We start from the raw sequence: 26397 nt of genomic DNA, 5'->3' as shown, positions 1-26397 counted from the left end.
CCCCTTTATTGTGTTAACAGCGCCTTGATTTCTTGTTTTAATGCGTCGTCGTTGATGCCTGTCAGCAGGGCGGCGCCGTTGAGCGTCGGGATGCCATAGTCACTGTGCGTACGCATGGACGTTACGATGAGATCCATACCGTTACAGTTCAACGGGATCTCATTCAGACAACATTGCGCCGTGGTTGCCGCAATGCCTTGCTCCGCGAGAAAGTCCTGCAGTTTTTGTGCAATCATGGTTGATGTCGACATGCCGGTACCACATGCCACAAGGATCTTTTTCATCATGGTCGTGCCTCTTGTGTAGCGCCTGTTTCAGGCTCAATGGGAAACTGTTCTGGCGACATGTTGGCCAGCGCAGTCAGTAAACGGATACAATCAGCCAGGTCGCGCAGGCTGGCGACTTCGGCTGGCGAGTGGGTATAGCGGCAGGGAATAGAAAGACTGGCGCAGGGAATACCGTCCAGTTCAACCTGAATGTAGCCTGTTTCGGTGATGACGCCTGGCGCGACTTCACGCTGTACGGGAATATTATTTTCGTGCGCGGTGGTCTCCAGCATCCGCAGCAAACGGGGCGGCGTAATCAGTCCCGCCAACGTACCGCGTCCATGATAGTTCAGACAGGTGATGCCGACGCCGTGGTTGACCCGCACATCTGAGTAATCCTGCAGGTCAGGCGTGTCGCAGGATGGGGTGATATCAATACCAATCGCCAGGTCGGGGCGCACGCGTCGTAAAACGGGAACAATCCCGCGAATATTGAACTCTTCCTGTACCGACGCGACCAGGAACACCGCGATATCGAGCGATGTGGAGGCGAGAGCCTCGGCGACGCCCAGTAGCGCCGTACACCCCAGTCTGTCATCCAGCGCCTTACTGCATACCAGGTCGTTGCCCAGACAGTGCGGCGGGTTGTAAAGGGTTACTGGCGTCCCCACCTGAATACCCATTCGTTCGGCATCCGCTTTATCTTTCGCGCCGATATCAATCCAGAGTTTATCGAGCGCGGGAGGCTGGGTGCGCTCGTCACCCTTCGCGAAGTGATATGCTTTAATACCGATACAGCCCATGATATCGCCTGAACGTCCGGCAAGCGTCACAATCGAACCGGGCATAGTAATTTGCGCCGGGCCGCCCACGCGTTCAAAACGTAAAAAACCGGAGGGTTCGATCTTGCGTACCATAAAACCCACTTCATCCATATGCGCAAAAATCATCAGGCGAAGCGCGTCAGATTTATCGCTGCCATAACGGGCGACGACATTGCCTAGGCGATCCCGCCAGACGTCTTTGGCCTGTTGTTCAAACGCGTGCTGCATAACGTTTGCAATACTGCTTTCATGTCCTGAAATCCCGTTTAGCCGCAGTAAAGAAAAAAGCGTTTCCTGCACAGAAAAAGTCATTGGCGTCTCCGTGGTGATAAAACAATCAGTCGTTGAGCGTTTTATAGGCGGAGAATGGTTGGATAAGTGTGAAATATGTCACGCGGAAATACGCTAAATATGGCCAATAAAAAATAATGTGATGGCGATACAATAAAAACGCTCATATCACCTGCGGGTTATCGGTAAACCAGGCTATTTATGTGATTACGACCAACAACGAAGAAGGGCAACGCGATGGTGGAAATTATTCCTGTTAGCACGACGCTGGAACTGCGAGCGGCAGATGAAAGTCATGTTCCGGCGCTGCACCAACTGGTACTCAAAAACAAAGCGTGGCTACAACAGTCGCTCGACTGGCCGCAATATGTCACGTCGCAGGAGGAAACGCGTAAGCATGTGCAGGGTAATATGCTGTTGCACCAGCGTGGTTACGCCAAAATGTACCTGATTTTCTGCCAGGATGAGATGGCGGGCGTACTCTCATTTAATGCCATCGAACCGATAAACAAAGCCGCCTATATCGGTTACTGGCTGGATGAGTCCCTTCAGGGGCAAGGGATAATGTCGCAATCATTACAGGCGCTGATGACACATTATGTCCGGCGCGGCGATATTCGACGCTTTGTCATTAAATGCCGCGTTGATAATCAGGCCAGTAATGCGGTCGCACGGCGCAACCATTTTACGCTGGAAGGCTGTATGAAACAGGCGGAGTATCTTAACGGCGACTATCACGACGTTAATATGTATGCCCGCATTATTGATGCGGATTAAAGAGAACCGACTAAGGGGGTACGCGTAATACGATCTTCTCCATTGATCACTTTTGGGCCGCGTAGGTGAATAGCATTGCCGTCAAACGCTATCACCGCCGCCCGTCCGCTAATCTCGACCTGGTGCTCAATCAGAATTTCGCCCTGTATACAGGCCTGGCCTTCAATCAGCACGCGGTCGTCCAGTAAAATCGGGCCTCCGCGTACCTCAGCATGTCCGCCTACCAGCACATGATGTTTTAACACACAGTTGCCTTCGATTAACGCATGTTCCGCTACCTGCGAGCTGTAGCGAAGGGTAGGGATCGCATCTTCCTCTGTGCCGGCGATAACCCGCGCATGGCCATAGACTTTGGCGCAGTCACAGATCCAGACATTATTGTCTTTGTTGCCTTCGATGAGCGCGAAATCAAAGACCTCCGCCCGGTGCTCAATAAAAGCGTGAGTGATATTGGCGTCGCCATAAAGCTGTACCTGATGGACAATCCGCGAATGGTTCACGGTGGCGCGATCGTAAATTTGTAAAATCTGCGCATGTTCATGCGTTAGTCCCTGAACGGCGAGAATTTCTGACTGGTTTAACACGCGGGCATCGCCATAAATCGCACACTCTCCGCGCACGGAAGAGGACTGAATGGTGACGTTGTCACTTATCCACGCGCCATCGCTGATATCAGCGCGATCAATCCAGACGTTATCGCCTATTCGCACGTTATTGTAGAGCGTGCACGGCTGCGTGATACGCGCGTTACCCGTAATTTCCGTGCCCGCAAAGGCCATCGCGTTTTCATCATAAATCCAGCAATCCCCCTGTTGTGACAGCACATTATCGGCATCAACCCAGCCGCCGGAGGTTCCGGCTTTAACATCGTTAAAATCCGTTACGGCAATAACTTGTCGTAATAAGACGCTTTTCTTCTCACCGTCTACCTGATAAGTAAAAGCACGAGGTTCTTCACTCAGTCGATATTTGATCATAGGGAAATTCCGTGTGAACGATTAAGATAACCGTAGCAAAGGTACTGGCGAAACAACCAGAAATTCCATAAAATGCATTTCAAATATACTTTATAAATTAAACAAAATGCGTAATCACAAGCAGAGCGATCGCGTGCTCAATCTGCCTGCGGGCTATTTTGGCATCGTCCTTGGCACTATCGGTATGGGATTCGCCTGGCGTTATGCCAGCCAGATATGGGCAATAAGCCACTGGCCCGGCGACATCATGGTGATCCTGGCGATGATTATTTGGGCACTCTTGACCCTGGCGTTCCTTAGCCGTCTGGTGCGCTTTCCCCATAGCGTGATGGCTGAAGTGCGACATCCGGTAATGAGCAGTTTTGTCAGCCTGTTTCCCGCCACCACGATGCTGGTCGCGATTGGCTTCGTTCCCTGGTATCGCCCGTTGGCCGTTGCGCTATTCAGCGTGGGGGTCGTCATACAACTGGCGTATGCCGCCTGGCAGACGGCGGGACTTTGGCGCGGAGCGCATCCGGAAGAAGCGACAACCCCAGGACTTTATCTGCCCACGGTAGCGAATAATTTTATCAGCGCTATGGCCTGTGGAGCGCTCGGTTACAATGATGCAGGACTGGTGTTTTTAGGCGCAGGCGTCTTTTCGTGGTTAAGTCTGGAGCCGGTTATTTTGCAGCGACTGCGTAGCTGCGGCGAATTACCGGCGGTGCTGCGTACGTCGCTGGGTATCCAACTGGCGCCCGCGCTGGTCGCCTGTAGCGCCTGGCTGAGCGTCAATGGCGGGGAGGGCGACACGCTGGCGAAAATGTTATTCGGCTACGGTCTGTTACAGCTTTTATTTATGCTGCGATTAATGCCCTGGTATTTATCACAACCGTTTAATGCTTCCTTCTGGAGTTTTTCGTTCGGCGTTTCCGCGCTGGCGACCACGGGGTTACATCTTGGTCACGGTAGTGAATCAGGGCTTTTCCATATTCTGGCCGTCCCGCTGTTTATTTTCACTAACGCTATTATCGCCTTATTGCTGGTTCGTACATTTCTATTGCTGGTGCAGGGGACGTTGCTTATTCGCACTGAGCGCGCTGCACTGTTGAAAACGGAGGAAAAAAATGACCGTTCGTGACGAAAATTACTTTACTGAGAAATACGGATTAACCCGCACGCATTCGGATGTGCTGGCGGCGGCAAAGGTTGTCGCGCCAGGCCGAACGCTGGATTTGGGATGCGGCAATGGCCGCAATAGTCTGTATCTGGCCGCGAACGGTTATGACGTTACCGCGTGGGATAAAAATCCGGCCAGTATGGCTAACCTTGAGCGTATTAAAGCGGCAGAAGGGCTGGATAATCTGCAAACCGACATTGTCGATCTGAATACATTGACCTTTGACGGCGAATACGATTTTATTCTCTCGACGGTGGTTATGATGTTTCTTGAGGCGCAAACCATTCCCGGTTTAATTGCCAATATGCAACGCTGCACAAAACCCGGCGGGTATAATTTGATTGTTGCGGCAATGGATACGCCGGACTTTCCCTGTACGGTGGGATTCCCGTTTGCTTTTAAAGAAGGCGAATTACGCCGCTATTATGAAGGATGGGACATGCTGAAATACAACGAAGATGTCGGCGAGCTTCACCGCACGGACGAAAACGGCAACCGTATCAAACTGCGCTTTGCTACGATGCTGGCGAGAAAAACGGCCTGAGCGATGCAAGTTCTGTAAGTCTCGCAGCGTTCGGCATTTTTTTGTCGGGCGCTGCGTTCAAATTGTGCTGTCGTTACCATTTTTAGTGCATCCAGAATGATTTCGTTTTGCTATTATTTCCTTTGCATCATTGCGAAGACTAAAGGGATCGTTTCATGCGTACTCATACTTTATTTAAAGTTGCAGTGCTTACTGGCTTGCTGGCGTTATCCGGCTGTGCGTCCAAAGTCACACAGCCGGATAAGTATTCTGGATTCTTAAAAAATTATTCGGACCTGCAGGAAACTACCTCCGCCACGGGAAAACCTGTGTTGCGCTGGGTAGATCCACATTTCAATGACTCTAACTATGATAGTATTGTTTACAATCCGATAACATATTATCCCGTCCCCAAACCAACGACCCAGGTCGGGCAGCAAGTTCTTGATAAACTGCTGGCTTATACGAACACTAAAGTAAAATCAGCAATTGAACAGCGCAAACCGCTGGTCACGACGCCAGGGCCGCGCAGTTTGATTTTCCGCGGGGCGATTACGGGCGTGGATACCAGCAAAGAAGGGCTGCAATTCTATGAGGTGATCCCTGTAGCGCTGATTGTGGCGGGCACGCAAATGGCGACAGGCCACCGGACCATGGATACCCACCTCTATTTTGAGGGTGAGCTGATAGATGCCGCGACCAACAAGCCGGTCGTCAAGGTAGTACGTCAGGGTGAAGGTAAAGACCTGAGCAATTCCAGTACGCCAATGGCGTTTGAGACGTTGAAACAGGTCGTGGATGATATGGCGACGGATACCTCTATGTTTGACGTTAACAAAAAATAATTCTGCGGCGCCATCGCAAGATGGCGCAAACCCCGGCAGATTAGCGGTCACCATCAGCCAGACAACGATGGGCGGCGCGTTCTCGTTAATACTGCGTAGCCTATCCCGCCAGCGATCAACCCCCAGAATGCCGATCCGATGCCCATCAGCGTTAGCCCACTGGCGGTGACGAGAAATGCGATAATTGCCGCGTCACGCTCACTTTCGTGAGTAAGCGCCTGATACAGACTACCGCTAATCGTACTTAACAGTGCCAGACCAGCCAGCATTTGCACCCAGCTAACCGGCAGGGCGACCATCAGCGCGGTTATCGAACCGCCAAACCACCCGGCAAGTAAATAAAAAACGCCTGCGGCGGCGGCCGCTAACCAGCGACGCGTTGGATCGGGGTGCGCGTCCGGGCTTTGACAAATGGCGGCTGTAATGGCGGCAATGCAGATAGAATAAACGCCAAATGGCGAAAGCAGCAGCGCCAGCAATCCGGTAAAAATCATTAACGGAGAGACAGGAAGCTGATAGCCAGACGCCTTCATTGTGGCGACGCCGGGGGCGTTTTGCGATGCCATCGTCACCAGGAAGAGCGGTACCGCGACGCTCAGGCTTTGAGCGAATGAAAAGTGGGGGGGAACGAAGGTGGGCCACACCGGCGCGAAATGAATACCGCTCATCGCCACCTTACCCTGGATGAGCGCCACCGTTATTCCCATTACCATGGCAGCAATAACGGCATAGCGGGGCGCGAATACTTTAAAGAGTAGCCACGCCAATAGCATACCGCCGCACATGACAAACTCTCCGTTGAGCGTCCCGAACGCCTGCAGGCCGAAGCGTAGCAGTATTCCCGCCAGCATTGCGGCGGCAAGAGAATGGGGGATTATCCGCATCAAACGCGCAAACAATCCCGTGACGCCGCACAGCACAATCAGGGCATTGGCGACAATGAATATGCCCACGGCGTCTGGCAACGATAATCCCTGAAGCCCTGTCACCAACAGAGCGGCGCCAGGCGTTGACCAGGCGGTTAAAACCGGCGCACGATACCACAAGGTTAACGTTAGTGTGCTTATGCCCATGGCTATACCGAGGGCGGTCATCCAGCCGGCGATCTCTGCGGGTGTTGCGCCAGCGGCAAGCGCCGCCTGCCAGATAATGGCGGCGGAACTTGCATAGCCGACCAGAACGGCGACCAGACCAGATAATACAGTAGGTAACGGCAGTGATAACAGACGCATGATCGCCTCTTGTGCGTTATAACGGTCAGTCAATGTAGCATTGTGCGTTATAGCGTACAAGTGATACGCTATGGCCTTACAGGGGGGGAAAATGGATAACCTGACACACTATCTGGCGACCACGTTAAGAACGTTACGCCATCAGCGAGGCTGGAGTTTATCGCGTCTGGCGGAGATCTCCGGCGTCTCAAAAGCCATGTTGGGGCAGATAGAGCGTAATGAATCCAGTCCGACAGTCGCAACGCTGTGGAAAATTGCGACGGGCCTGAACGTTCCATTCTCAGTGTTTATTTCGCCGCCGCAGGCCGAATTTCCTCCGACCTTCGATCCCCAGCAGCAAGCGATGGTAATCACACCGTTGTTTCCATGGGATCCTGAACTCTGTTTTGACTATTTTTCCCTATTGCTGGCGCCTGGCGCGGTCAGCGAATCAACGCCGCATAAAGCCAGCGTTGTCGAACATGTGGTGGTGATTCAGGGTCGGCTGGACATGTGTACTGGTGGGGTATGGCAAACCATAGACGCCGGTAAAGGATTGCGTTTTGCCGGCGATACGGCGCATACCTATCGCAACAGCAGTGACCAGACGGTTCATTTTCACTCGCTGATCCATTACCCACGTGATTAAGCGGGAAAACTATTTCGTTAGTTTGCGCTTCTGACTACAATAGCCGCCATTTCGCTTCTATTGGATAAGAACGACTGTATGCGCCAGCAACCTCACTATCTCGAATTGTTAAGTCCGGCCCGTGACGCCGCAATTGCTCGCGAAGCGATTTTGCATGGCGCAGATGCCGTCTACATCGGCGGACCCGGTTTTGGCGCACGTCATAACGCCAGTAACAGTCTGCGCGATATCGCCGATCTGGTTCCGTTTGCTCACCGTTACGGCGCCAGGATTTTTGTCACGCTGAATACTATTCTGCATGATGATGAGCTGGAGCCCGCGCAGCGGTTAATCACCGATTTGTACAACACCGGGGTGGATGCGCTGATTGTGCAGGATATGGGCATTCTGGAACTGGATATCCCGCCGATTGAGCTTCACGCCAGTACACAGTGTGATATTCGCAGCGTGGAAAAAGCGAAGTTTCTTGCCGATGTCGGTTTTTCACAGATTGTACTGGCGCGCGAACTTAATTTGAGTCAGATAGCGGCTATTCATCAGGCTACTGACGCCACAATTGAGTTCTTCATTCATGGCGCGCTGTGTGTCGCTTATTCTGGGCAGTGTTATATCTCTCATGCGCAAACCGGGCGCAGCGCCAATCGGGGCGACTGTTCGCAGGCCTGTCGTTTACCGTATACGTTAAAAGACGATCAGGGGCGGGTGGTCTCTTACGAAAAACATTTGCTATCGATGAAAGATAACGACCAAACGGCTAACCTCGGCGCGTTGATCGATGCAGGCGTACGTTCCTTCAAGATTGAAGGGCGCTACAAAGACATGAGCTATGTCAAAAACATCACCGCGCATTATCGTCAGATGCTGGACGCGATTATCGAGCAACGTGGCGATCTGGCGCGTGCGTCGGTTGGTCGGACCGAACACTTTTTTGTTCCCTCCACGGAGAAAACCTTCCATCGCGGCAGCACCGACTATTTTGTTAACGCGCGGAAAGGCGATATTGGCGCATTTGATTCACCAAAATTTATTGGCTTGCCGGTAGGCGAGGTGCTGAATGTGGCGAAGGATTATCTCGATGTCGAAGCGACGGAGCCGTTGGCGAATGGCGATGGTCTGAACGTGTTGATTAAGCGTGAAGTGGTGGGTTTTCGCGCCAATACGGTGGAGAAAACCGGTCATAACCGCTACCGCGTTTGGCCAAATGATATGCCTGCCGACCTGCATAAAGTCCGTCCGCATCATCCGTTGAATCGTAATCTGGATCATAACTGGCAGCAAGCGCTGACAAAAACCTCCAGTGAGCGCCGTGTGGCGGTTGATATCATGCTGGGCGGCTGGCAGGAACAGCTTATTCTGACGCTGACCAGTGAAGACGGTGTCTGCATCACGCATACGCTTGATGGGGTATTTGAGGAAGCCAACAACTCTGAAAAAGCGTTGAATAACCTAAAAGCCGGACTGGCGAAGCTGGGACAGACGCCTTACTACGCGCGTGATATGCAGGTGACATTACCGGCGGCGTTGTTCGTGCCAAATAGCCTGCTCAATCAGTTCCGTCGGGAGGCGATTGATATGCTTGACGCGGCGCGGCTGGCCCATTATCAACGAGGTCGTCGGAAACCCGTGGCGCAGCCTGCGCCGGTCTACCCGCAAACGCATCTCAGCTTTCTCGCTAATGTCTACAACCACAAAGCGCGGGAATTTTATCACCGTTACGGCGTACAATTGATTGATGCGGCCTATGAGGCGCATCAGGAGAAGGGCGAGGTACCGGTCATGATCACCAAACACTGCCTGCGTTTTGCGTTCAACCTTTGTCCAAAGCAGGCGAAAGGAAATATTAAGAGCTGGAAAGCCACGCCGATGCAGTTGGTGCATGGCGATGAGGTACTGACGCTAAAATTCGACTGCCGCCCTTGCGAAATGCATGTCATTGGCAAAATTAAAAACCACATCTTAAAAATGCCCCAGCCCGGCAGCGTTGTCGCTTCAGTGAGCCCTGAAGCGCTGATGAAAACGCTGCCGAAGCGCAGGGGCGTTTAATTAACGAAAATAGCTTTCTGGTTTGCGCGATTTCTGCCAGTTGTGGTGCTCGCGCAAGCCTTCCGCGGATTCTTCCGCTGCCGCCCGTAATTCATCGCTGTCGGCTTCGTGTCTAAGCTGGTGCCCTCCCGTCGCAAACCATACGAATGCGTGGTCTTGCTGTTTCGCCAGTAACTGGCCTGAAAACAGCGCACAGGTCAGTAAAACTACTGATAACGTTTTTGTAAGCATCATGCCACCTTCCAGTTACGTCGTGAGGCTATGATGCCAATAATTTCTTTGAGTTATTATTCCACACTTCAAATTAGCGAAAACGGTTTGTCAATAAGTGCGATAAGTTGTATGAGAAAATATACTTATACTCAGTATGTCAATTATAAAAATAACGAGCCAATTCGTTCCATAGTAAATCCATTATTCCCTGGGAGTATATATTTAAAGTTATTGTATTAGATGGTTTTGGTATTGCCAGGGGATTGTAAATCCATACTATTTATGGTGTGATCAACTCTGGTGATGAGCCTCATTTTTTGTTGTTTCAACGAGTGAAGATAAATCTTCAGAAAAAAGGCTGTTATGAACTTGTAGCGCTACATATTCAGTAAGCTCGTTTAAACATAGCAGGCCATGAGAGGAACTTTCTTCCAGCATATTCATTAGTATCTCATTCTTAAACAAACATGAATAAACAATTTGAGTAACTGAGCTTTGTGCATAATTTGGTTCAAACGCTGCATTCTTTAAGTTAGTATTCTCAATAACCTTTGCGGCTATTTTGTTTTTGATAGCGTCGTCAATAGCTGTTACATCTGCTTGTGCGATGCCCAGATTAATCCTGGAGGAGATGGCGGCTTTTCTTTCCTGTTCCTTCCAGTCACATAAATTACCCTTTTCTGCCATGGCGATAAGCGTCTCTTCTATATTTTTTAGGTCAACGGAAAATGTTATACCGCCGGATAGCGAGAGTTGTAACCGCTCAGGGAACAAGCAACATAGCGGTTCACAAACATAAGTGCTAGCTTTTATATTAATATCAGAATATCTTTTCAGGTGGGCAGACTGAGTATCAACACAGAGCACTGTTCTATTCATTATCTCATAATAGTAGTGATCCTGACGTATCATAATACATAACGGAATATCTTCGCCATCTTTAATACAGAGATTTGTATACTGACACTCAGCATCTTTATAGTGCTGAAAATGGAAATTTCCTCTGCATGATGGTGATGATAATTCATATAACGCGCAAAATAAATCAAATAAACGTTGCGCGTCAGGCGGAGAGGCAACATCACACAATTCCTTTATATATTGATCGGCAGTGGATCTTTGCGTGTCACAAAAAAAATCTTTAATCTTTTCCCATAGTAACGTAAAGAAGGAGCGTTGAGAGATGGCACTTTGGGAAAACATCTCACTTTTTAGAAACCCTCTCCCGATAGTAATTGGCATAATGTAGACCACAAGTGATTATATAATACTTCATTACTGGAATAGGTGGTATTCAAAATATTATCCCATGTTGTCCATCGGTTTGCCTATCGGTGAAACACCTGATTTTTGCTTTGTCCTGAACGCTCAAATCGACCCGTAGATTTAGTTATGCCCACGCCTCCTGGCCATAAAATATGTCAGGTAAAACGAATGAAAGTAAAACGGTTTTCTTAATTCTCACATCATCATGTACTATGAGTAATGATTAATTACGCGCTATATTATTTTTAGAGAAAGTAAATTGTTGCTCAACCGTGTACAAATTGTCTTATAAGAAGTTAAACTGAAAGTATTATTAGGCTAACAACAATGAGATATTTAGCGGCAGGGCAGGAGTCCTATGCTGATAGTACTTATGATATAAATGCCTTTACTCTTTAGTTTTTGTCTTAATTATATTTGTTGTAACGATTAGCTGACGGGTTTATTTCCAGTTAGGTGATAAAATTATAAAAACCTGCGAGGAGGCTCAAAATGAAGAAATCAGATGGTGAAATTCACGAAAAGACAGCATCCTGGGGCATTTTGCAGTCAGAATGGCTAAGAAAATGTGGACGGCTATTATTGCTGTTACTTTACCGTTTCGTTATCGGATGGGCTTTTTTCCAGTTACTTGCCATGATCGTGGCAGGGATATTTTTGTTAGGCGTCTTATTATTTCATCCCATAATATTTGTACAGACTATCGCAATTACTGAGAAGTTAAATCATGCTTCGCTTGATTTATGGCATATCCTTAAGTTATGCCTGTGGCATTACGGTATCATCGCAGGGTTTATTTTTATGGCGGAGTGTACGTTAAGTAAAAGTATACGGCAGGTTCAGCGCTTGTCCAAAAAATTTGGGGCACAGGATTTTTCTTCACGCCCGTGATCCGCCGCTGCAACCTGCGGTCTTACTGAATAATGGCTATGACCAGCAGACCGAATTATCTCGGTTCGAGGGGGATTCTATGTGTTTGCACAACTGCAGTGAATCGTAATTTCAGTGCATTATCGCCGACAATCGACGTGTTCCTCACTAATTGCCTTCCTGACTATATAGTGGTCTTATCTTTGGCGAAACAATGTTATTTAGTTATGGAAGGCGACAACAACTGTACTACTGATTATCAAATATCCTTTCTGGTCAGGTAGACTCGCCTTTGTGAAAACATATCGTTATCTGTGCTCCTGAGACTCACTCCCTTGCCGCCTTTACGCAACTCGAATTATTTTGGGTATAGAACAGGAGGCGCAGTGGTCGTATAAGCAAAATATAAACTCTCCGTTTGTGATAAGGCACAGATTACAGGGGGAATGATGTTTATTTTAACCATCTGTTTAAGCGGTGTCCGCTAATCTTTACCTGCTCAAATACATAATCACCCCTGTGACTCTCGCGAGGTGTAACATATGGTAAAATGCGTATCTTCTTTCCTCCTGTTCAGCCTGTTGTCCGTTCAGGCAATGTCAGCTGAAAACCATATTGATCTCCACCAGCCAAAAGACTTTGTCGATATTACTACGGTCGCCCCCGACGTACAGGTAGACATGCGATACTTCAGTTCCCATAACTTTATTGGTCGCCCCATTAAAGGCTATAACGCGCCTGTTTGCCTGTTAACACGACCAGCCGCGAACGCAGTGAAGCAGGTCGCCGATCGTTTACGCCCCTTCGGACTTACCTTAAAAATATATGATTGCTACCGTCCGCAAAGCGCAGTGAACGACTTTATCGCGTGGGCCAAAGATCCTTCTCAAAACCAAATGAAAAACGAATTTTATCCGCAGGTAGAGAAAAAGCGTTTGTTTGAGGAAGGTTATCTTGCCGCCAGATCCGGCCACAGTCGGGGAAGTACGCTTGATCTAACGATTGTTCCACTTGACAGTAAAATACCAATATACGATCCCGGACGACCACTGGTGAATTGTACTGCGTCCGCGGCGCAACGCTCGCCAGATAATAGTCTGGATTTTGGTACCGGCTTTGACTGTTTTAGTCCGTTATCCCATCCCGATAATGTCATACTTACCGCTCAGCAACGCGCAAATAGGTTGTTATTACAAACATTGATGCGTGATGCGGGTTTTACGCCACTGGATACTGAATGGTGGCACTTCTCTCTTACTCATGAACCATACCCGAACACTTGGTTTGACTTTCCCGTTAAGCAGAGACCCTGAAACGGCGTTTTGTTGCGAAATCTAATCATTACGCCTGTTGGAAAGCACCATAACAGTTAGCAAATCATTGTTAATTTTAACAACTGATATACACTGCGGTTGCCACCTGCAAGCAGCGCTCAATGAGATCGAATAATGAAAAAATATCAACGTCTGGCGGAGCAAATTAGAGAACAAATCGCCTCTGGCGTTTGGCAACCCGGCGATCGATTACCCTCGCTGAGGGAGCAGGTCGCCAGTAGCGGCATGAGTTTTATGACTGTCGGTCATGCGTGCCAGTTGCTGGAAAGTCAGGGACGGATTATCGCCCGTCCGCAATCTGGTTATTATGTCGCGCCGCATCCGGTTTGTCGGTCAGTCGCGACGGCAGCGCACGTTATTCGGGATGAAGCCGTAGATATCAATACCTATATTTTTGAGATGCTGCAGGCGAGCCGTGATACCTCTGTGGTGCCCTTTGCCTCAGCGTTTCCCGATCCGCGTCTGTTTCCCTTGCCGCAATTGAACCGCTCGCTGGCGCAGGTCAGTAAAACCGCGACGGCAATGAGCGTCATCGAAAACTTGCCGCCAGGTAATGCAGAATTGCGCTATGCGATAGCACGCCGTTACGCGCAGCAGGGGATTACCGTTTCTCCTGACGAGATTGTCATTACCGCCGGCGCGCTGGAAGCGTTGAATCTTAGTTTACAGGCGGTGACGGCGCCGGGAGACTGGGTGGTGGTGGAGAACCCCTGTTTCTACGGTGCGCTACAGGCCCTGGAGCGATTGCGCCTGAAAGCGTTGTCGATACCCACCGATGTTAAAGAAGGCATCGATCTTATGGCGCTGGAACAGGCGTTACAGGAATATCCGGTGAAAGCGTGCTGGTTAATGACCAACAGCCAGAATCCGTTAGGGTTCACGCTGAGTGCCGAGAAAAAAGCGCGGCTGGTTGCGTTACTCACGCACCATAACGTGATGCTAATTGAAGACGATGTTTATAGCGAACTCTACTTTGGCCGCGAGAAACCTCTGCCCGCCAAAGCATGGGATCGCGACGATACCGTGTTGCATTGTTCGTCTTTTTCCAAATGTCTGGTTCCCGGTTTTCGCATTGGCTGGGTTGCGGGAGGAAGCCATGCCAGACAAATTCAGCGTTTGCAATTAATGAGCACATTATCCACCAGTTCCCCCATGCAATTGGCGTTAGTGGATTATCTCTCGACACGTCGATATGACGCGCATCTGCGCCGATTGCGAAGGCAGCTTGCCGAACGTAAACAGCAAGCCTGGCAAACCCTTTTGCGCCATCTCCCGGCGGAAGTAAAAATTCACCACAACGATAGCGGTTATTTTCTTTGGCTGGAGCTACCTGAGCAGCTTGATGCCGGTGAACTAAGCGCCAAAGCGCTTGAACACCTTATCAGTATCGCGCCGGGGAAAATGTTTTCAACGTCCGGCGCCTGGACGCGTTTCTTTCGTTTTAACACCGCATGGCATTGGGGAGAACGGGAAGAACAGGCCGTAAAACAGCTTGGCAGCCTGATTCGCGAGATGCTGAGCGCTAAAAGCCTTGTGTGAGGTGGAATGCGTGTCAGCTCACAACCTGACTAAATTTCCCGAGTGTGCCGGGTGAGCATCTGGCGCGCCGTCTATTTTTAGGAAAGCGGCGGCCCGTTCGCCGGAAATCGATTAATGACGATATGGGAAAATGCTATGCAATATCAATTACTGATTAATGGCGTGCTGGTGGACGGCGAGGGAGAAAGGCAGTCTGTTTATAACCCGGCGACAGGCGAGGTCATACTTGAGATTGCGGAAGCGTCGCCCGCGCAGGTTGACGCCGCAGTGCTGGCCGCCGATAGCGCGTTTGCCGAATGGGGGCAGACCACACCCAAAGCACGGGCGGAATGTCTGTTAAAACTGGCGGACAGCATCGAGCAAAACGCCCTTGAGTTCGCCCGGCTTGAATCGCAAAACTGCGGTAAGCCTTTGCACTGCGTAATCAATGATGAAATTCCGGCAATCGTGGATGTCTTTCGCTTTTTTGCCGGCGCGGCCCGTTGTTTGAGTGGGCTGGCGGCGGGCGAATATCTGGAAGGACATACGTCGATGATCCGCCGGGATCCGATTGGCGTGGTTGCCTCTATCGCGCCGTGGAATTATCCGCTCATGATGGCGGCCTGGAAGCTGGCGCCAGCGCTGGCGGCAGGTAACTGCGTGGTGATTAAGCCTTCTGAAATCACGCCGCTGACGGCGCTTAAACTTGCCGCGCTGGCGAAGGATATCTTTCCGCCGGGGGTGCTCAATGTCCTGTTCGGACGAGGGCAAACTGTTGGCGATGTATTGACCGGTCATGAAAAAGTACGCATGGTCTCTTTAACCGGTTCTATCGCGACCGGGGAACATATTCTGCGCCATACTGCGCCAGCGATAAAACGTACGCATATGGAACTCGGTGGTAAAGCCCCGGTGGTTGTTTTTGATGACGCCGATCTGGATGCGGTGGCGCAGGGCGTCCGGACTTTTGGTTTCTATAATGCCGGACAGGATTGTACTGCGGCGTGCCGTATATACGCGCAGCGCGGTATCTATGATGCGCTGGTCGAAAAGCTAGGAAACGCGGTGAGCAGCCTGAAAATGGGCGCGCCGGAGGATGAGTCGACAGAGCTGGGGCCGTTAAGTTCGCTGGCGCACCTGAAGCGCGTCACAGCGGCAGTAGAGGAGGCGAAGGCCCTCAGCCATATCCGTGTGATTACTGGCGGAAGTCAAACGGAAGGTAAAGGTTACTATTTCGCTCCAACGTTGCTGGCAGACGCAAAACAGGAAGATGCCATCGTGCAACGCGAAGTCTTCGGCCCGGTGGTCAGTATAACCGTCTTTGATGATGAAGATCAGGTTCTGAGGTGGGCCAACGATTCTCGCTATGGTCTGGCATCCTCCGTCTGGACTCAGGACGTCGGGCGGGCGCACCGGCTTAGCGCCAGATTGCAGTATGGCTGTACCTGGATTAATACCCATTTCATGTTGGTTAGCGAGATGCCGCATGGAGGGCAAAAACAGTCGGGATACGGCAAAGATATGTCATTGTATGGTCTGGAAGACTACACCCTTGTCCGCCACATCATGGTTAAGCATTAAGGATCATTTACTGTTCAGAAAAATCGTGAAAAAATAGGCGGGTGTCGGCGGAGAGGGGGACCTCCCCGCCAACATGCGCAGCAAGTACTCAAAGGTTGAACACCTCAAGCAAACCAGCCGAATCTCAACGAGATCAGACCCAAAAGTCCTGCAGCAGCAAAGACATTAATCAGCACGACGGTTTTACTGGAAACATTCATTTTCGCCACCTTTCATCATAACCCCTATGGGTATAGTACGGGTTGGCGAGATCCGCAATAATACGTAAACAGGATATTCTGTGAGCGGAGCCGTGCATTGAGAACGTTTTGCTGTTAAGGCTGATAAACCTTGATGTGTGTCAAATAAAAAGAGCATATTGCGCGCGTTTTTTCCTCTGGTTGGCGCGGATGCCTGATATGACCCTCTTTCAAAAGATATTAATTTTTTACGCCGTCATGGCGGTGATATCATCCCTGATCACCTGGTTTTTGACTCATGACAAAAAACGAATTCGTTTCCTGAGCGCCTTTTTGGTTGGCGCGACATGGCCGATAAGTTTCCCCGTCGCATTGCTGTTTTCGCTTTTCTGACCTCAAGCCCGATACAGGTTACCGGGCATGGTTTTTCCGCCAGGTCAGGCTATCAGGGCAATTAATTGCGCTCTGTCTACGTCGGTAACGTCCTGCGGATGCCGATATCCTGCGTTCTCATTGGCCAGGGTATACAGCGCAACAAGCCAGTCATAGACATAGCGGCTGGCGGCGTGAACGGGCTGTTCGTCAAGCTTTGTTAGACGCAACATTGTCGAACGCGGTGTTGCGGCGAAAATGGCTGCGCCTTTCTGAACGCGGCTGGCCGGGCGTTGGGCTTCCTCGATATTGGCGTAGCCGAGCCAGGCGATGAAGTTGCCAATGATGGCATGAAGCTGCGCGCCGCTAACCTCCTCGCGCTGCATGGTTTTCTGTAACTGCTGAGGTAAACCGAGGCGATAGCTGGCGGTAATTAAAATCTCCGCCACGGCGTTGAGCATCTGCGGTTCCAGTCCCAGACGCTGCGCATTATCCCGGCAGTGGGCCCACTGGCGCAGATGATTGATCCACATTTTGTGCGCCTGATAGCCTGTTTCATGACCTTCTGACGCTGAAGCGCGCGTTGGTTCGTCGGCAAAGAGATCGATCGCGTCATTAAATAAACCGCTGACCTGTTCTTCTCGCGACTGTCGGGTGCGCAGCAACGCTTCGAAATTCTGTACCGGCGGTAACAGCCCGGCCAGCAGGTCGCCATGTCTGGCGGCCTGGGCCTGAAGACGCCGGATCACGGTTTCAACCGGTAGCCGGGCGTCATCAAACATCGGTAACAGATCGCGCACGCGGCCTCGCAGTTGTTCGCGTAACGCCTGTAAGCGCGCCTGTCGCTGTGGTGCCGATGTCGCCTGCGATAACCACTCCACCAAACGCTGCATACTGTGTTTATCCAGCGCCTGCAACGTTCCCCAATGCACGCCAGGTTTACCCATCAACTGCTGGACGGCCTCATCCAGATTTTGCTGGGTGGCAAAACGGGCATCCTGTGGAGTAATAGCCCAGACGACGCCGGGTAACGCTGATTCATGCTGCGGCTGCGTGGCGTTAACCCACTCCAGTAAGTGACGGGCGGCAGTGGACGTTTGCGAGCGAGATGCCAGAGCATTGCAAATCACCAGAACATCGGGCTGTATCTGCTGACGGTAATGGGCCAGCATCCAGCCTAATTTCGCCCGCCATAACGGATGAGGATGACTGTCTGGCGCGACCGGAATATCCAGTAAATCAACGTTATCCAGTACGCTATTTTCAACGGTTAGCACCAGTTCGCGGGTAAGCAGCGCCAGAGAATCAAGCGAAAGGCTGACCGCATTGAGCAGTCGGCCTTCCTTAACCGGATGCACCACCACATCGCTTTGCGTATCGCTGGCGGTTAGCGCCATTTGCGTCAGGAAGTTTTCCGCCGGTAAGCCAAAATGATCGACCAGCAGGCTGAGCGGCGCCGCCAGTTCCCCGGCATGGCCGGTTTGTTGCAACATATGCGCCAGCGCCAGCCATTGCTGGGTGATCTCTGGTTGCTCTCCCCACAGTAATGCCCAGGCGTGCGCCCGTGTCGTGAGATCCAGCGCAGGCAAGAGCGAGGCAAAGTGTTGCCATGTCGCATCATCAATATGTTGTCTGGCGGACGGCAGGCAAGAGCGCCAGAAACTCGCGATGGTCGCTACCTCTTTAGCGGTAACGCCGGGGACGGGCTGCGGTTGGCGAAGCGATTGCCATTTCTCCAGGCGTGATGTGATAATGGACTTTTCGACCTGGCGACAAACGGGGGACGCGCTGGTCCAGGCAATAAAGATCTGCACCAGTTCAGCTTCACTGATCAAGCGCAGGCGCAACGGCCAGCCGCTCTCGTTTGAAAAAATGTCGCGCGTAAAGCGAATAGCCATATTCGCTGGCGCATGACCCGGATTGATGTGGCTGAAATAATCATAGTCACGGTCCGGCGTGATAATTTCCAGCTTGCCATTCTCGTCACCGCATAGCGTCGTTAACAGATGCGCTTTTGCGGATTGCGCATACCCGTACAGACCAACGCAGCCATGTAATGCGCAGGCGGCGTTGAGCGCTGACTCATCCGCCGCGGCAAGCGTAAGTTGCGCCAGCAGAGCGTCGGCTTCGTCATCCAGTCGCGTTGCGTAACGGCGCGTGTTGTTAACCCACTCGATAACAGCCTGGGTGGCGTTTAACGGTTTTGTCATTTCAGGTATACACTCCCGCTATCTATCCAGTAGTGGCTGCCGCTGTGGCGGCGGTCAGCCAGCGTATTCAATTTTAATGTCAGCGCATCGGCGGCGACCGGCGTCCCGTCCTGGAGCCAGGCATCGCTTAATATGAACGATTCCGGGGCGCTATCTTTGCTACTGCCGCGTAATTTCAGTCGTACATTCAGTACGCCGTCGCCAGCGATGGTTTTCGCCAGTTCAGCGGAATTAATGTTCAGGCAATAGAGTGGGGTTGCCGGCCAGCGACTGTTCGCCAGTTGACGAAAGCCCAACGTCACGTTGCCGCGTAGCGGAAAATGCAGGCGTGCGTCCAGCGTTGCGCCGGGTTTATCCAAATCGATCTCGTGATACCAGATGTTTTCATCGCGAAGCGTATTAACGGTATTATCCAGTACGCCGAGATAACGCACAGTCGAATACGCGCCGATATCAGCCGCTTTAAAATTGAAACGCGGCAGACGTAAGTCCAGCGCCAGGCTGCATAACATCGCGCCCACCGCGGCAGTGGATTTTGGGTTACCGATACGCCCTTGTTGACTGAAGGGATACCATTCATGTACCTGATACTTATCCATCCACACAATGCGATTAACCGGCACCGGTTGTAAGTGCCGGATGAGCGCCTGTACGCCGGGTAAACAGGTCGGTCTCCCCGTCACCAGCAAGATATCGCAGTGATAGTGGGAGATCGCTTCGCAAACCGCATGAAGCGGCGTTGTCAGCGTAAACTGACCGGCCAGCAGAGCCTCCTGAAGCTGGCTAAACTGGATTTGCAACGGCACATTGAATATATCAAATGTCGGCGAACCAGACGGTAAGGCATGATCGATCGCCTGCTGGATATAGTTCATCACGTTGCTTGTTGGGCGGCGGATCAGCAGATCGCCAAATGTTGCATGTAAACCGGCAAACGGATCGTTAATGTCGCTTTGCTCCCAGGCGGAAAGTACCGCGTGGCCCAGCGGCATAAATAATTGCAGCGCCGTTTGCTGGCGCAAAATGGCCTGAGTATCAATTCGTCCCGAATCGCCAAATAAGGTCGCCAGCAGGGCGGCGGCATCCGTAACGCCTGCCCGTTGCAACGCCGTTTGCAGGGAAGGGAGTACACAGCGCTGAATGATATCCAATAGCAGATCGTCCCCGGCGACTTTAAAACCTTCGCGAAACAGGAGATGAGGCGTAATTTTTACATTGGCCCCCACGCCGTCATCTAACTGATAGTGAACGATCGCCATATCCGTCGTGCCGCCGCCGATATCAATCGATGCCACGCGCAACGCGCGCCCGAGGACGACGCCGGGTTCAGGTTGGCGATCCGGTCTGGCGAGCGCATTAAAAAAGGATTCGGTACGCCCGGCGTAATGCGAAATGGCTTCGTTATAAAGCCATACCAGTTGGCCGCAACTTGCTTCGTCCCATTCCATCTGTATTTCTGGTACCGGCACCACGCTTTTTTCACGATGCTTAGGCGTGGTGAAATCCTCATCCTGCGGATGCCAGCCCATGGCTTTCCAGACCAGCGCCAGCGCTTCAAACATTCGCTGGCGGAAAATTTCTCGCTCCTGTTTCGGCATGGCGGAAGGCAGCGTTAAAATCAGGGTGCGTAGCTGGCGCGGCGAGGCGGGAAAGCCGAGCCGCAGCCGGGTGGCGACGCTGTTAATTTGCCCCAGCGCCTGAGCCAGAATTTCGCACAACATATGCGTCATCAAGGTGCTACGGCTGTATTGCGGCGAAAAAACCGGTAGCCTTTCTTCATGCGGCAGGCGGAATAACGGCTGTCCGTCGTCGTTCATCAGATTCATCAGCGGAAACGCGGTGGCAAGCGGTTCGCGCTGCGTTTTACCGTGGATCTGGCTAAAACGCCAGTCCTGCAAGGCGGGGGTTTCATCCCACAGGTAGCGGCGCGGGCTGGAGATGCCGCTGCTGCCTTCGGTGCCCACACGCTGCATAGCAAGGGCGCGAGCCTCGTCGCCCACACGCACAATGGAAGGCCAGACAAAGGCGTCGTCTCGTCCGCTTTCGACAGAAAAGTGTTGCTTGCCAAAGCGCGCTTCCGAGAATTCTACCCGGCTGGTAAATAAAGGATCGTTCAGATACTGCGGCTCGCTTAAAGAACGCACCTGAAGCTCTGCCGTCTGGCGTAACCCGTCATTCGCATCGCCATGATCCTCGATCAAGACGCCGCAGGTATGCGTATTGCCGACATCCAGAATCAGATCGACCGGGATTGCGGGCGTGCTTAACGTATGTGTCACAAACTTCACTTCCGGCACCGTAAGCTGTTCGCCTAACAGCGTCAGTAAATTCAACCAGTGCGCCTGATACTCAAAACTACGCAGCGCTTGCTGAATGGCCTGTTCCGAACGGTTTTCCACCTGTGAGGCATACTGAAGAAACGACTCGCGCAGCCAGCCGTCAATCCATGTCTGGTCAAGAAAATCGGCAACTTCTTCATCGCGCCAGGCGAGCGCAAAACGTGTGCCATTGAGCAGATCGTTTTCGCAAGGCGCCAACGCCGCAGGCATATTTTTTGCCAGCTGACTGTCGAAGGCGAGGGTGATGCGGTGTGTGTTTCCGGCGCTATCTGGCTCGCTGAGTTTACGTACCTGAATGCGCGCCCAGTTATCCGGCCCGTCAATAAAGGTACGCGGCGGATTAAAACGCAGGAACGGCAGGGGAAGCCAGATCCCGTCGAGTACATCCAGAGAATAGTGCAGCGTCTGAGTGCTTTCCGGTTTCACGACTTCGGGTTGGCCGCCAGCACGTCCTGGCAACGTGTAGCGCCCGCTGGTCAGATCAAAATCGAGGCGCAGTAGCGGGCCGTTTGCCGTTTTGCGCACAAAACGTCCGTAGTGGGCCGACTCTTGCGGCGTTAAGCCAAAATCAAGAAACTGGACGCCGCTGTTTGCAATGAGCGTGACGCTCTGTTTGTAATCACACAGATTGACCAACATAAAATCAGGCACCTATCTTTTTAAACGTCAACGGAATTGCCGCGTGGTCGCCATAACGGGCGGTACAGGTTGCGACGTCATTGACGCCTGCTTTACAGGTAATTTCCGGCATCGGATAACGTGAACCGTCGGTGCAGCGCGCATTGCCGCGACTTTTAATCATCAGCTCGCCCGTTTGATGCAGACCAGAGAAAATTTCCGCCCGACAAACCACGTTATCGCCATGTACTACGCGCGCGATGCCTTTGTTATTTTGGATCTGATAACGCAGAGAGGGCGGCTTGCCGGTAATCGGATCTTTGACATCCACACTGACGCGCCAGCTACCGTTTAAAAAGCGCGTGGTTCCAAGCTTCATCTGCGTATTGTCCATCACCAGCGCGTCTTTGGGGATAGCGGCAATGATAACAGGCGCTTCCGGCAACGGCGCCGCTTTGGGGGCGGGCGTCACCTCAGCGCGATGCAGCGGCAAATGCGCGGTGAGTTCAGGCAAGGGGGTAACGTCAGTTTTCGCGGTAGCGACAGGCGCGGCGCGAACAGGAGAGGCCCCGTCAACGGATGAAGATGGCCAGAAAAAAGGCGTGGCGACGGCGGCGATAACCACGGCAGCGACAGGTAAGCTCCACAGCGGTAGACGGCGAGCTCTTTTCGCCTCAGCGACCGGGATGGGAGTGGCCGACTTCGGCTCGCTAACGATAACGGGCGGCGCAACAGGTTCCTCCGGCATTTTCGGCGGCTCAATGACAGACGTTAACAAAGGTTCATCCGCCTGACTAAACGCCGCCTCTACCAGCGGCTTTTCTTCGGGCTCCGGCTCCGGCTCGACCAGAGGGATGTCGGGGATTGCCTCGGTTACCCGCAGGCAGTCCAGCACATCATCGCGTGTATTTTCGTTGAGATTAACGAATCCCCAGAAGGTGATAACCGGTTTGCCGTTAACCAGGAAAACATGATTTTCGCCGGGAAATTGCGTCGCTTTCTCAAGTAGCGAACCAAATAGCTGGAGCGCTGTTTTACCGGATTGCAGACTTTTGCGACTGAGTGCAGCCGCGCTTTCAAAAGTGCTGGCTAAATAACGTAAAGCCCGAGAACGTGTCTCTTCGTCAGCCGCTTTCCACGCTATCGCCTGACCTTCAATCGGCGAATACCAGTCAACCCGATCGCCATTATCGTTAAGTTGCGGAATCGCCAGACAGTCAACCATCGCCTGCTGTTTACGCAGACGAAGCGTTTCGCGAATTTGCAATGCTGATTCAAATACGGCCTGACCGCCGCCGCCCACGGCCTGATAATCATCCAGATTGCCGCTGCGCAAGAGAGATTTTGCCACGTTGTTATCCCTTAGACTTCTTCACGCGTCTACTTTACGGGGTCTATACGCAAGCAAACGGCGGAAGAAAGGCAAAAAGGCGCGAATTCTCGGTCTATTAAGCCCCGTGTTTTCACTTGACGTAAGTTAAATCAGGATGGCGGCGGCGAATGACCGCATCGGGCGACAATAACGCGTATAATAGGCGAATCATGCTGTTACAGAATAAAGAGTAGGAGAGCTTATGTCGCACCTGGAGGAAGTGAGCGCCCGCGTGGATGCCGCCATCGCGGAGAGCGTAATTGCCCATATGAATGAATTGCTGATTGCCTTGAGCGATGACGCTGAATTACGTCGCGAAGATCGTTATGTGCAGCAGCAGCGTTTACGCACGGCTATCGCGCATCACGGCAGGCAATATCAAGAAGATCGGGACGCGCGCCGCGAGCAGCTCACCAAAGGCGGCACGATCCTGTAACCCCTTAAAACTGGCGCTTCGCAATCAGCCATGCGCCAATGACCAGCAACAGCGCGCCAAACGCCGGCCCGGCCATTGCGCGTAACGTGACGCCGTGGCTACGCGCGATATCCAGCGCCAGCCCGCCGATTAACTGGCTGGCGACCAGTACCGCGATAGTCGTCGCGGCGCCAACGTTCTGATACCCGCTAATGCTGGCAAATACAAAAAATGACCCCAGCAGACCGGGGATCAATGTCCACCAGCGAACGCTGGCGACCAGCTCGCCGAAGCCCGTAGCGCCTTGCTTAAACCACAATATCGTCACAAATAAAACGATCCCTACCAGCGAGTTCAACAGCATAGCGATCAGAATCGTCGATGATGTCTGCGTAATACGCACCATAATACTGTTTTGTACCACCAGCCCGACGCCGGCGGCGATCAAAAAGATAAGCGTCAGCGACTGGTTCATCAGCAGGCGTCCGGCGCGGCGTGTTCATCAAGCTGGAGCTGCATAAACGTAAGATCTAACCAACGGCCAAATTTTACGCCGACCTGCGGCATTTGCGCGGTGACGGTAAATCCCAGCGAATGATGCAGGCGTATCGAGGCGGCATTCTGTGACTCAATACCGGCCACCATCACATGCTTGCCGCAGCGTCGGGCTTCGTCGATCAGTCTGCTGAGCAGTTTTCGCCCCAGTCCTTTCCCCTGGTGTGCCGGATGAACATAAACCGAGTGCTCGACGGTATAGCGAAAACCGTCGAAACTGCGCCAGTCGCCAAATGATGCATAGCCAGTCACCACGCCATTTTCTTCGCTTACCAGCACCGGATAGCCCAGTAATTGACGGGCCTCATACCAGGCAAGGCGATTATCCGTATCGACCGTCCGATCATTCCAGATGGCCGCAGTATGTAATACCGCATGGTTATAGATTTCGGTAATCGCGGCGCAGTCTGCTTTATCGGCAAAGCGAATCGTCATAGGGAACCCCAGGGAATGTTTACGATAGTGTTAGAAATACTATTGAAGGCGGCATAAATCAACGAATTAGCGCAAGAATTCATATTTAGCGAGAGGGGGAAGAAAGTCGTTCATAAAAGCGTCCCGCGGTGAAAGCAGCCTGATATCTGAGAGTGTTTAACTCCCTCAGAAAGCTAATGTTCGACTATTATTGATGGATTATGCTAGGCATGAGGAGAATAGAATGAAGCAACAGACCAACCGAAATCGTCGTTGGGTTTTGGCCTCGCGTCCCCACGGCGCGCCGCAGATGGATAACTTCCGCCTCGAAGAAGATGACGTCGCGACGCCCGGTGAAGGGCAGGTGCTATTGCGTACCGTTTTTTTATCACTCGACCCTTATATGCGTGGCCGCATGAGCGATGAACCCTCATATGCGCCGCCTGTTGAACCTGGCTGCGTTATGGTTGGCGGTACGGTCAGTCGCGTTGTCGCGTCGAATCATCCTGATTACCGACCAGACGAATGGGTGTTGAGTTACAATGGTTGGCAGGATTATGACATTTCAGATGGCGAAGGGTTGGTAAAGTTGGGTGATAATCCGCAACATCCTTCCTGGTCGTTGGGAGTTTTAGGGATGCCGGGGTTTACCGCCTATATGGGGTTACTGGATATCGGCCAGCCGAAAGAGGGCGAAACGCTGGTTGTCGCCGCCGCCACCGGCCCCGTAGGCGCAACGGTTGGGCAAATTGGCAAGCTGAAGGGCTGCCGGGTCGTGGGTATTGCCGGCGGCGCGGAAAAATGCCGTCATGCGACAGACGTTTTGGGATTTGATCTGTGCCTTGATCATCACGCTGATAATTTCCCACAACAGCTTGTGCAGGCCTGCCCGCAGGGTATCGATATCTATTATGAGAATGTCGGCGGTAAAGTCTTTGACGCCGTCTTACCGCTACTGAATACGTCGGCGCGAATTCCGCTCTGCGGTCTGGTCAGCGGCTACAATGCGACAGCGTTGCCGGACGGTCCAGACAGACTGCCTCTGCTGATGGCGACATTACTTAAAAAGCGTATTCGCCTGCAAGGTTTTATCATCAACCAGGACTATGGTCACCGGATACATGAGTTTCAGCAAGAAATGGGGCGTTGGATCAAAGAAGGGAAAATACATTACCGGGAGCAGATTACTGATGGGCTGGAAAATGCGCCAGAAGCGTTTATGGGGCTGCTGGCGGGGAAGAACTTTGGCAAAGTCGTGATACGTTTAGCGGACGATGCGTAAAGAAAAAATAGCGGCATTATGTCGCCATAAAAATGTGCAAATTTTAAAATTGCGGCTTTACTTATATTCATCATTCAGATCGCGGTGGGGCAGCTTATCTCGCTCAGCGGCCTGAACCGGTCAAAAATCTCGATACATGAAGGAATGACGGAGATAAAACGGTTGCCATAAAGAAACCTGTATTGTTGTAAAAGATGAGAATATCACGCAAGTAAATTATCACTTTTATTTATTTGGCCGTTCAGGCCTGGATTATCTTTTTTACAATTAAGTTCCGAAACTTCTTCGGGACTC

26 protein-coding genes are annotated in these 26397 nt (G+C 51.8%); 14 read left to right on the top strand and 12 right to left on the bottom strand.

Annotated features, from left to right (window positions below):
* Nucleotides 1-5: 5 nt before the first annotated feature.
* A complete protein-coding gene (sgcB, locus tag HV477_RS01920) occupies nucleotides 6-287 on the bottom strand; it encodes a PTS sugar transporter subunit IIB SgcB (RefSeq protein ID WP_000976132.1) in 282 nt (93 codons plus the stop codon).
* Complete coding sequence (locus tag HV477_RS01915) at nucleotides 284-1402, bottom strand: M42 family metallopeptidase (protein ID WP_079898797.1); 1119 nt, start codon at nucleotides 1400-1402, stop codon at nucleotides 284-286. Before HV477_RS01915 ends, sgcB begins: the two co-directional genes overlap by 4 nt.
* A 216-nt stretch (nucleotides 1403-1618) precedes the next feature.
* On the opposite strand from HV477_RS01915, the gene rimL reads away from it, so the two are divergent.
* Nucleotides 1619-2158 (top strand): 50S ribosomal protein L7/L12-serine acetyltransferase, encoded by a 540-nt coding sequence (gene rimL / locus HV477_RS01910; RefSeq protein WP_000229309.1) that lies wholly within the window; start codon nucleotides 1619-1621, stop codon nucleotides 2156-2158.
* On the opposite strand, the gene ydcK is transcribed toward rimL, so the two are convergent.
* Nucleotides 2155-3135, bottom strand: coding sequence for a YdcK family protein (gene ydcK / locus HV477_RS01905; protein ID WP_079898798.1), 981 nt, complete (start codon nucleotides 3133-3135; stop codon nucleotides 2155-2157). The genes rimL and ydcK overlap by 4 nt on opposite strands.
* A 106-nt stretch (nucleotides 3136-3241) precedes the next feature.
* Here ydcK and tehA point away from each other — a divergent pair, with 106 nt between their 5' ends.
* The 3 genes from tehA (at nucleotide 3242) to HV477_RS01890 (ending at nucleotide 5662) form a co-directional block, all read left to right on the top strand.
* Nucleotides 3242-4255 carry a dicarboxylate transporter/tellurite-resistance protein TehA gene (gene tehA / locus HV477_RS01900; RefSeq protein ID WP_001243996.1) on the top strand — a complete coding sequence of 338 codons (1014 nt, stop codon included), beginning with the start codon at nucleotides 3242-3244 and terminating at the stop codon, nucleotides 4253-4255.
* On the top strand, nucleotides 4242-4838 hold the full coding sequence (tehB, locus tag HV477_RS01895) for a tellurite resistance methyltransferase TehB (RefSeq protein WP_000218276.1): 597 nt from the start codon (nucleotides 4242-4244) through the stop codon (nucleotides 4836-4838). Before tehA ends, tehB begins: the two co-directional genes overlap by 14 nt.
* 155 nt (nucleotides 4839-4993) lie before the next feature.
* Nucleotides 4994-5662, top strand: coding sequence for a DUF3313 domain-containing protein (locus HV477_RS01890; protein ID WP_001259025.1), 669 nt, complete (start codon nucleotides 4994-4996; stop codon nucleotides 5660-5662).
* Between the two features lie 53 nt (nucleotides 5663-5715).
* Here HV477_RS01890 and HV477_RS01885 read toward each other — a convergent pair whose 3' ends face one another.
* Complete coding sequence (locus tag HV477_RS01885; RefSeq protein ID WP_079898799.1) at nucleotides 5716-6894, bottom strand: benzoate/H(+) symporter BenE family transporter; 1179 nt, start codon at nucleotides 6892-6894, stop codon at nucleotides 5716-5718.
* A 91-nt stretch (nucleotides 6895-6985) separates the two neighbouring features.
* Between HV477_RS01885 and HV477_RS01880 the strand changes: the two genes are divergently transcribed.
* The gene (locus tag HV477_RS01880) at nucleotides 6986-7522 is read left to right on the top strand and encodes a helix-turn-helix domain-containing protein (RefSeq protein ID WP_079898800.1); all 537 of its coding nucleotides are present in this window, start codon (nucleotides 6986-6988) and stop codon (nucleotides 7520-7522) included.
* Between the two features lie 78 nt (nucleotides 7523-7600).
* Entirely contained in the window at nucleotides 7601-9565 is a 1965-nt protein-coding gene (locus tag HV477_RS01875; RefSeq protein WP_001249753.1) for a U32 family peptidase, read from the top strand.
* On the opposite strand, the gene HV477_RS01870 is transcribed toward HV477_RS01875, so the two are convergent.
* Entirely contained in the window at nucleotides 9566-9796 is a 231-nt protein-coding gene (locus HV477_RS01870) for a DUF2554 family protein (RefSeq protein ID WP_000956438.1), read from the bottom strand.
* A gap of 273 nt (nucleotides 9797-10069) precedes the next feature.
* Nucleotides 10070-11020 (bottom strand): SPI-2 type III secretion system effector SifB, encoded by a 951-nt coding sequence (gene sifB / locus HV477_RS01865; RefSeq protein WP_079898801.1) that lies wholly within the window; start codon nucleotides 11018-11020, stop codon nucleotides 10070-10072.
* Between the two features lie 516 nt (nucleotides 11021-11536).
* Between sifB and HV477_RS01860 the strand changes: the two genes are divergently transcribed.
* From HV477_RS01860 to patD, 5 genes are all read left to right on the top strand, one after another.
* The gene (locus HV477_RS01860) at nucleotides 11537-11935 is read left to right on the top strand and encodes a hypothetical protein (RefSeq protein ID WP_000747901.1); all 399 of its coding nucleotides are present in this window, start codon (nucleotides 11537-11539) and stop codon (nucleotides 11933-11935) included.
* A gap of 32 nt (nucleotides 11936-11967) precedes the next feature.
* Complete coding sequence (locus HV477_RS01855) at nucleotides 11968-12198, top strand: hypothetical protein (RefSeq protein ID WP_001637891.1); 231 nt, start codon at nucleotides 11968-11970, stop codon at nucleotides 12196-12198.
* 258 nt (nucleotides 12199-12456) lie between these two features.
* Entirely contained in the window at nucleotides 12457-13227 is a 771-nt protein-coding gene (locus HV477_RS01850; RefSeq protein WP_000237714.1) for a M15 family metallopeptidase, read from the top strand.
* 135 nt (nucleotides 13228-13362) lie between these two features.
* A complete protein-coding gene (ycdR, locus tag HV477_RS01845) occupies nucleotides 13363-14787 on the top strand; it encodes a GntR family transcriptional regulator YdcR (RefSeq protein ID WP_175064918.1) in 1425 nt (474 codons plus the stop codon).
* Nucleotides 14788-14901: 114 nt separating this feature from the next.
* Nucleotides 14902-16347, top strand: coding sequence for an aminobutyraldehyde dehydrogenase (gene patD / locus HV477_RS01840; protein WP_072158820.1), 1446 nt, complete (start codon nucleotides 14902-14904; stop codon nucleotides 16345-16347).
* Between the two features lie 104 nt (nucleotides 16348-16451).
* Here the strand turns inward: patD and yncL are convergent, their stop codons facing one another.
* Nucleotides 16452-16547, bottom strand: a complete 96-nt coding sequence (gene yncL, locus HV477_RS01835; protein WP_001103198.1) for a stress response membrane protein YncL — start codon at nucleotides 16545-16547, stop codon at nucleotides 16452-16454.
* Between the two features lie 198 nt (nucleotides 16548-16745).
* Here yncL and HV477_RS01830 point away from each other — a divergent pair, with 198 nt between their 5' ends.
* Nucleotides 16746-16919, top strand: a complete 174-nt coding sequence (locus tag HV477_RS01830) for a GhoT/OrtT family toxin (RefSeq protein WP_000171943.1) — start codon at nucleotides 16746-16748, stop codon at nucleotides 16917-16919.
* A 44-nt stretch (nucleotides 16920-16963) separates the two neighbouring features.
* On the opposite strand, the gene srfC is transcribed toward HV477_RS01830, so the two are convergent.
* From srfC to srfA, 3 genes are read right to left on the bottom strand one after another with little or no spacing between them, the layout of a single operon-like run.
* Nucleotides 16964-19108, bottom strand: a complete 2145-nt coding sequence (srfC, locus tag HV477_RS01825; protein ID WP_079898802.1) for a virulence-associated effector SrfC — start codon at nucleotides 19106-19108, stop codon at nucleotides 16964-16966.
* Entirely contained in the window at nucleotides 19105-22086 is a 2982-nt protein-coding gene (locus HV477_RS01820; RefSeq protein ID WP_131535268.1) for a virulence factor SrfB, read from the bottom strand. The genes srfC and HV477_RS01820 overlap by 4 nt, the downstream gene beginning before the upstream one ends.
* 4 nt (nucleotides 22087-22090) lie before the next feature.
* A complete protein-coding gene (srfA, locus tag HV477_RS01815) occupies nucleotides 22091-23416 on the bottom strand; it encodes a virulence-associated effector SrfA (protein ID WP_079840365.1) in 1326 nt (441 codons plus the stop codon).
* Between the two features lie 223 nt (nucleotides 23417-23639).
* Here srfA and HV477_RS01810 point away from each other — a divergent pair, with 223 nt between their 5' ends.
* A complete protein-coding gene (locus HV477_RS01810) occupies nucleotides 23640-23873 on the top strand; it encodes a YdcY family protein (RefSeq protein WP_000018720.1) in 234 nt (77 codons plus the stop codon).
* Nucleotides 23874-23877: 4 nt separating this feature from the next.
* Here HV477_RS01810 and HV477_RS01805 read toward each other — a convergent pair whose 3' ends face one another.
* Nucleotides 23878-24327, bottom strand: a complete 450-nt coding sequence (locus HV477_RS01805; protein ID WP_001076570.1) for a DMT family transporter — start codon at nucleotides 24325-24327, stop codon at nucleotides 23878-23880.
* Nucleotides 24327-24842 (bottom strand): L-methionine sulfoximine/L-methionine sulfone acetyltransferase, encoded by a 516-nt coding sequence (gene mddA, locus HV477_RS01800; protein ID WP_000155373.1) that lies wholly within the window; start codon nucleotides 24840-24842, stop codon nucleotides 24327-24329. The genes HV477_RS01805 and mddA overlap by 1 nt, the downstream gene beginning before the upstream one ends.
* 223 nt (nucleotides 24843-25065) lie before the next feature.
* Between mddA and HV477_RS01795 the strand changes: the two genes are divergently transcribed.
* Nucleotides 25066-26103 carry an NADP-dependent oxidoreductase gene (locus HV477_RS01795; RefSeq protein WP_079898804.1) on the top strand — a complete coding sequence of 346 codons (1038 nt, stop codon included), beginning with the start codon at nucleotides 25066-25068 and terminating at the stop codon, nucleotides 26101-26103.
* The last annotated feature ends 294 nt before the right edge of the window (nucleotides 26104-26397 follow it).

Origin of the sequence: Salmonella sp. SG203, assembly GCF_013350575.1 — a bacterium.
GTDB classification, from domain to species: domain Bacteria; phylum Pseudomonadota; class Gammaproteobacteria; order Enterobacterales; family Enterobacteriaceae; genus Salmonella; species Salmonella enterica.
This window is presented reverse-complemented; position numbering and strand designations above follow the sequence as displayed.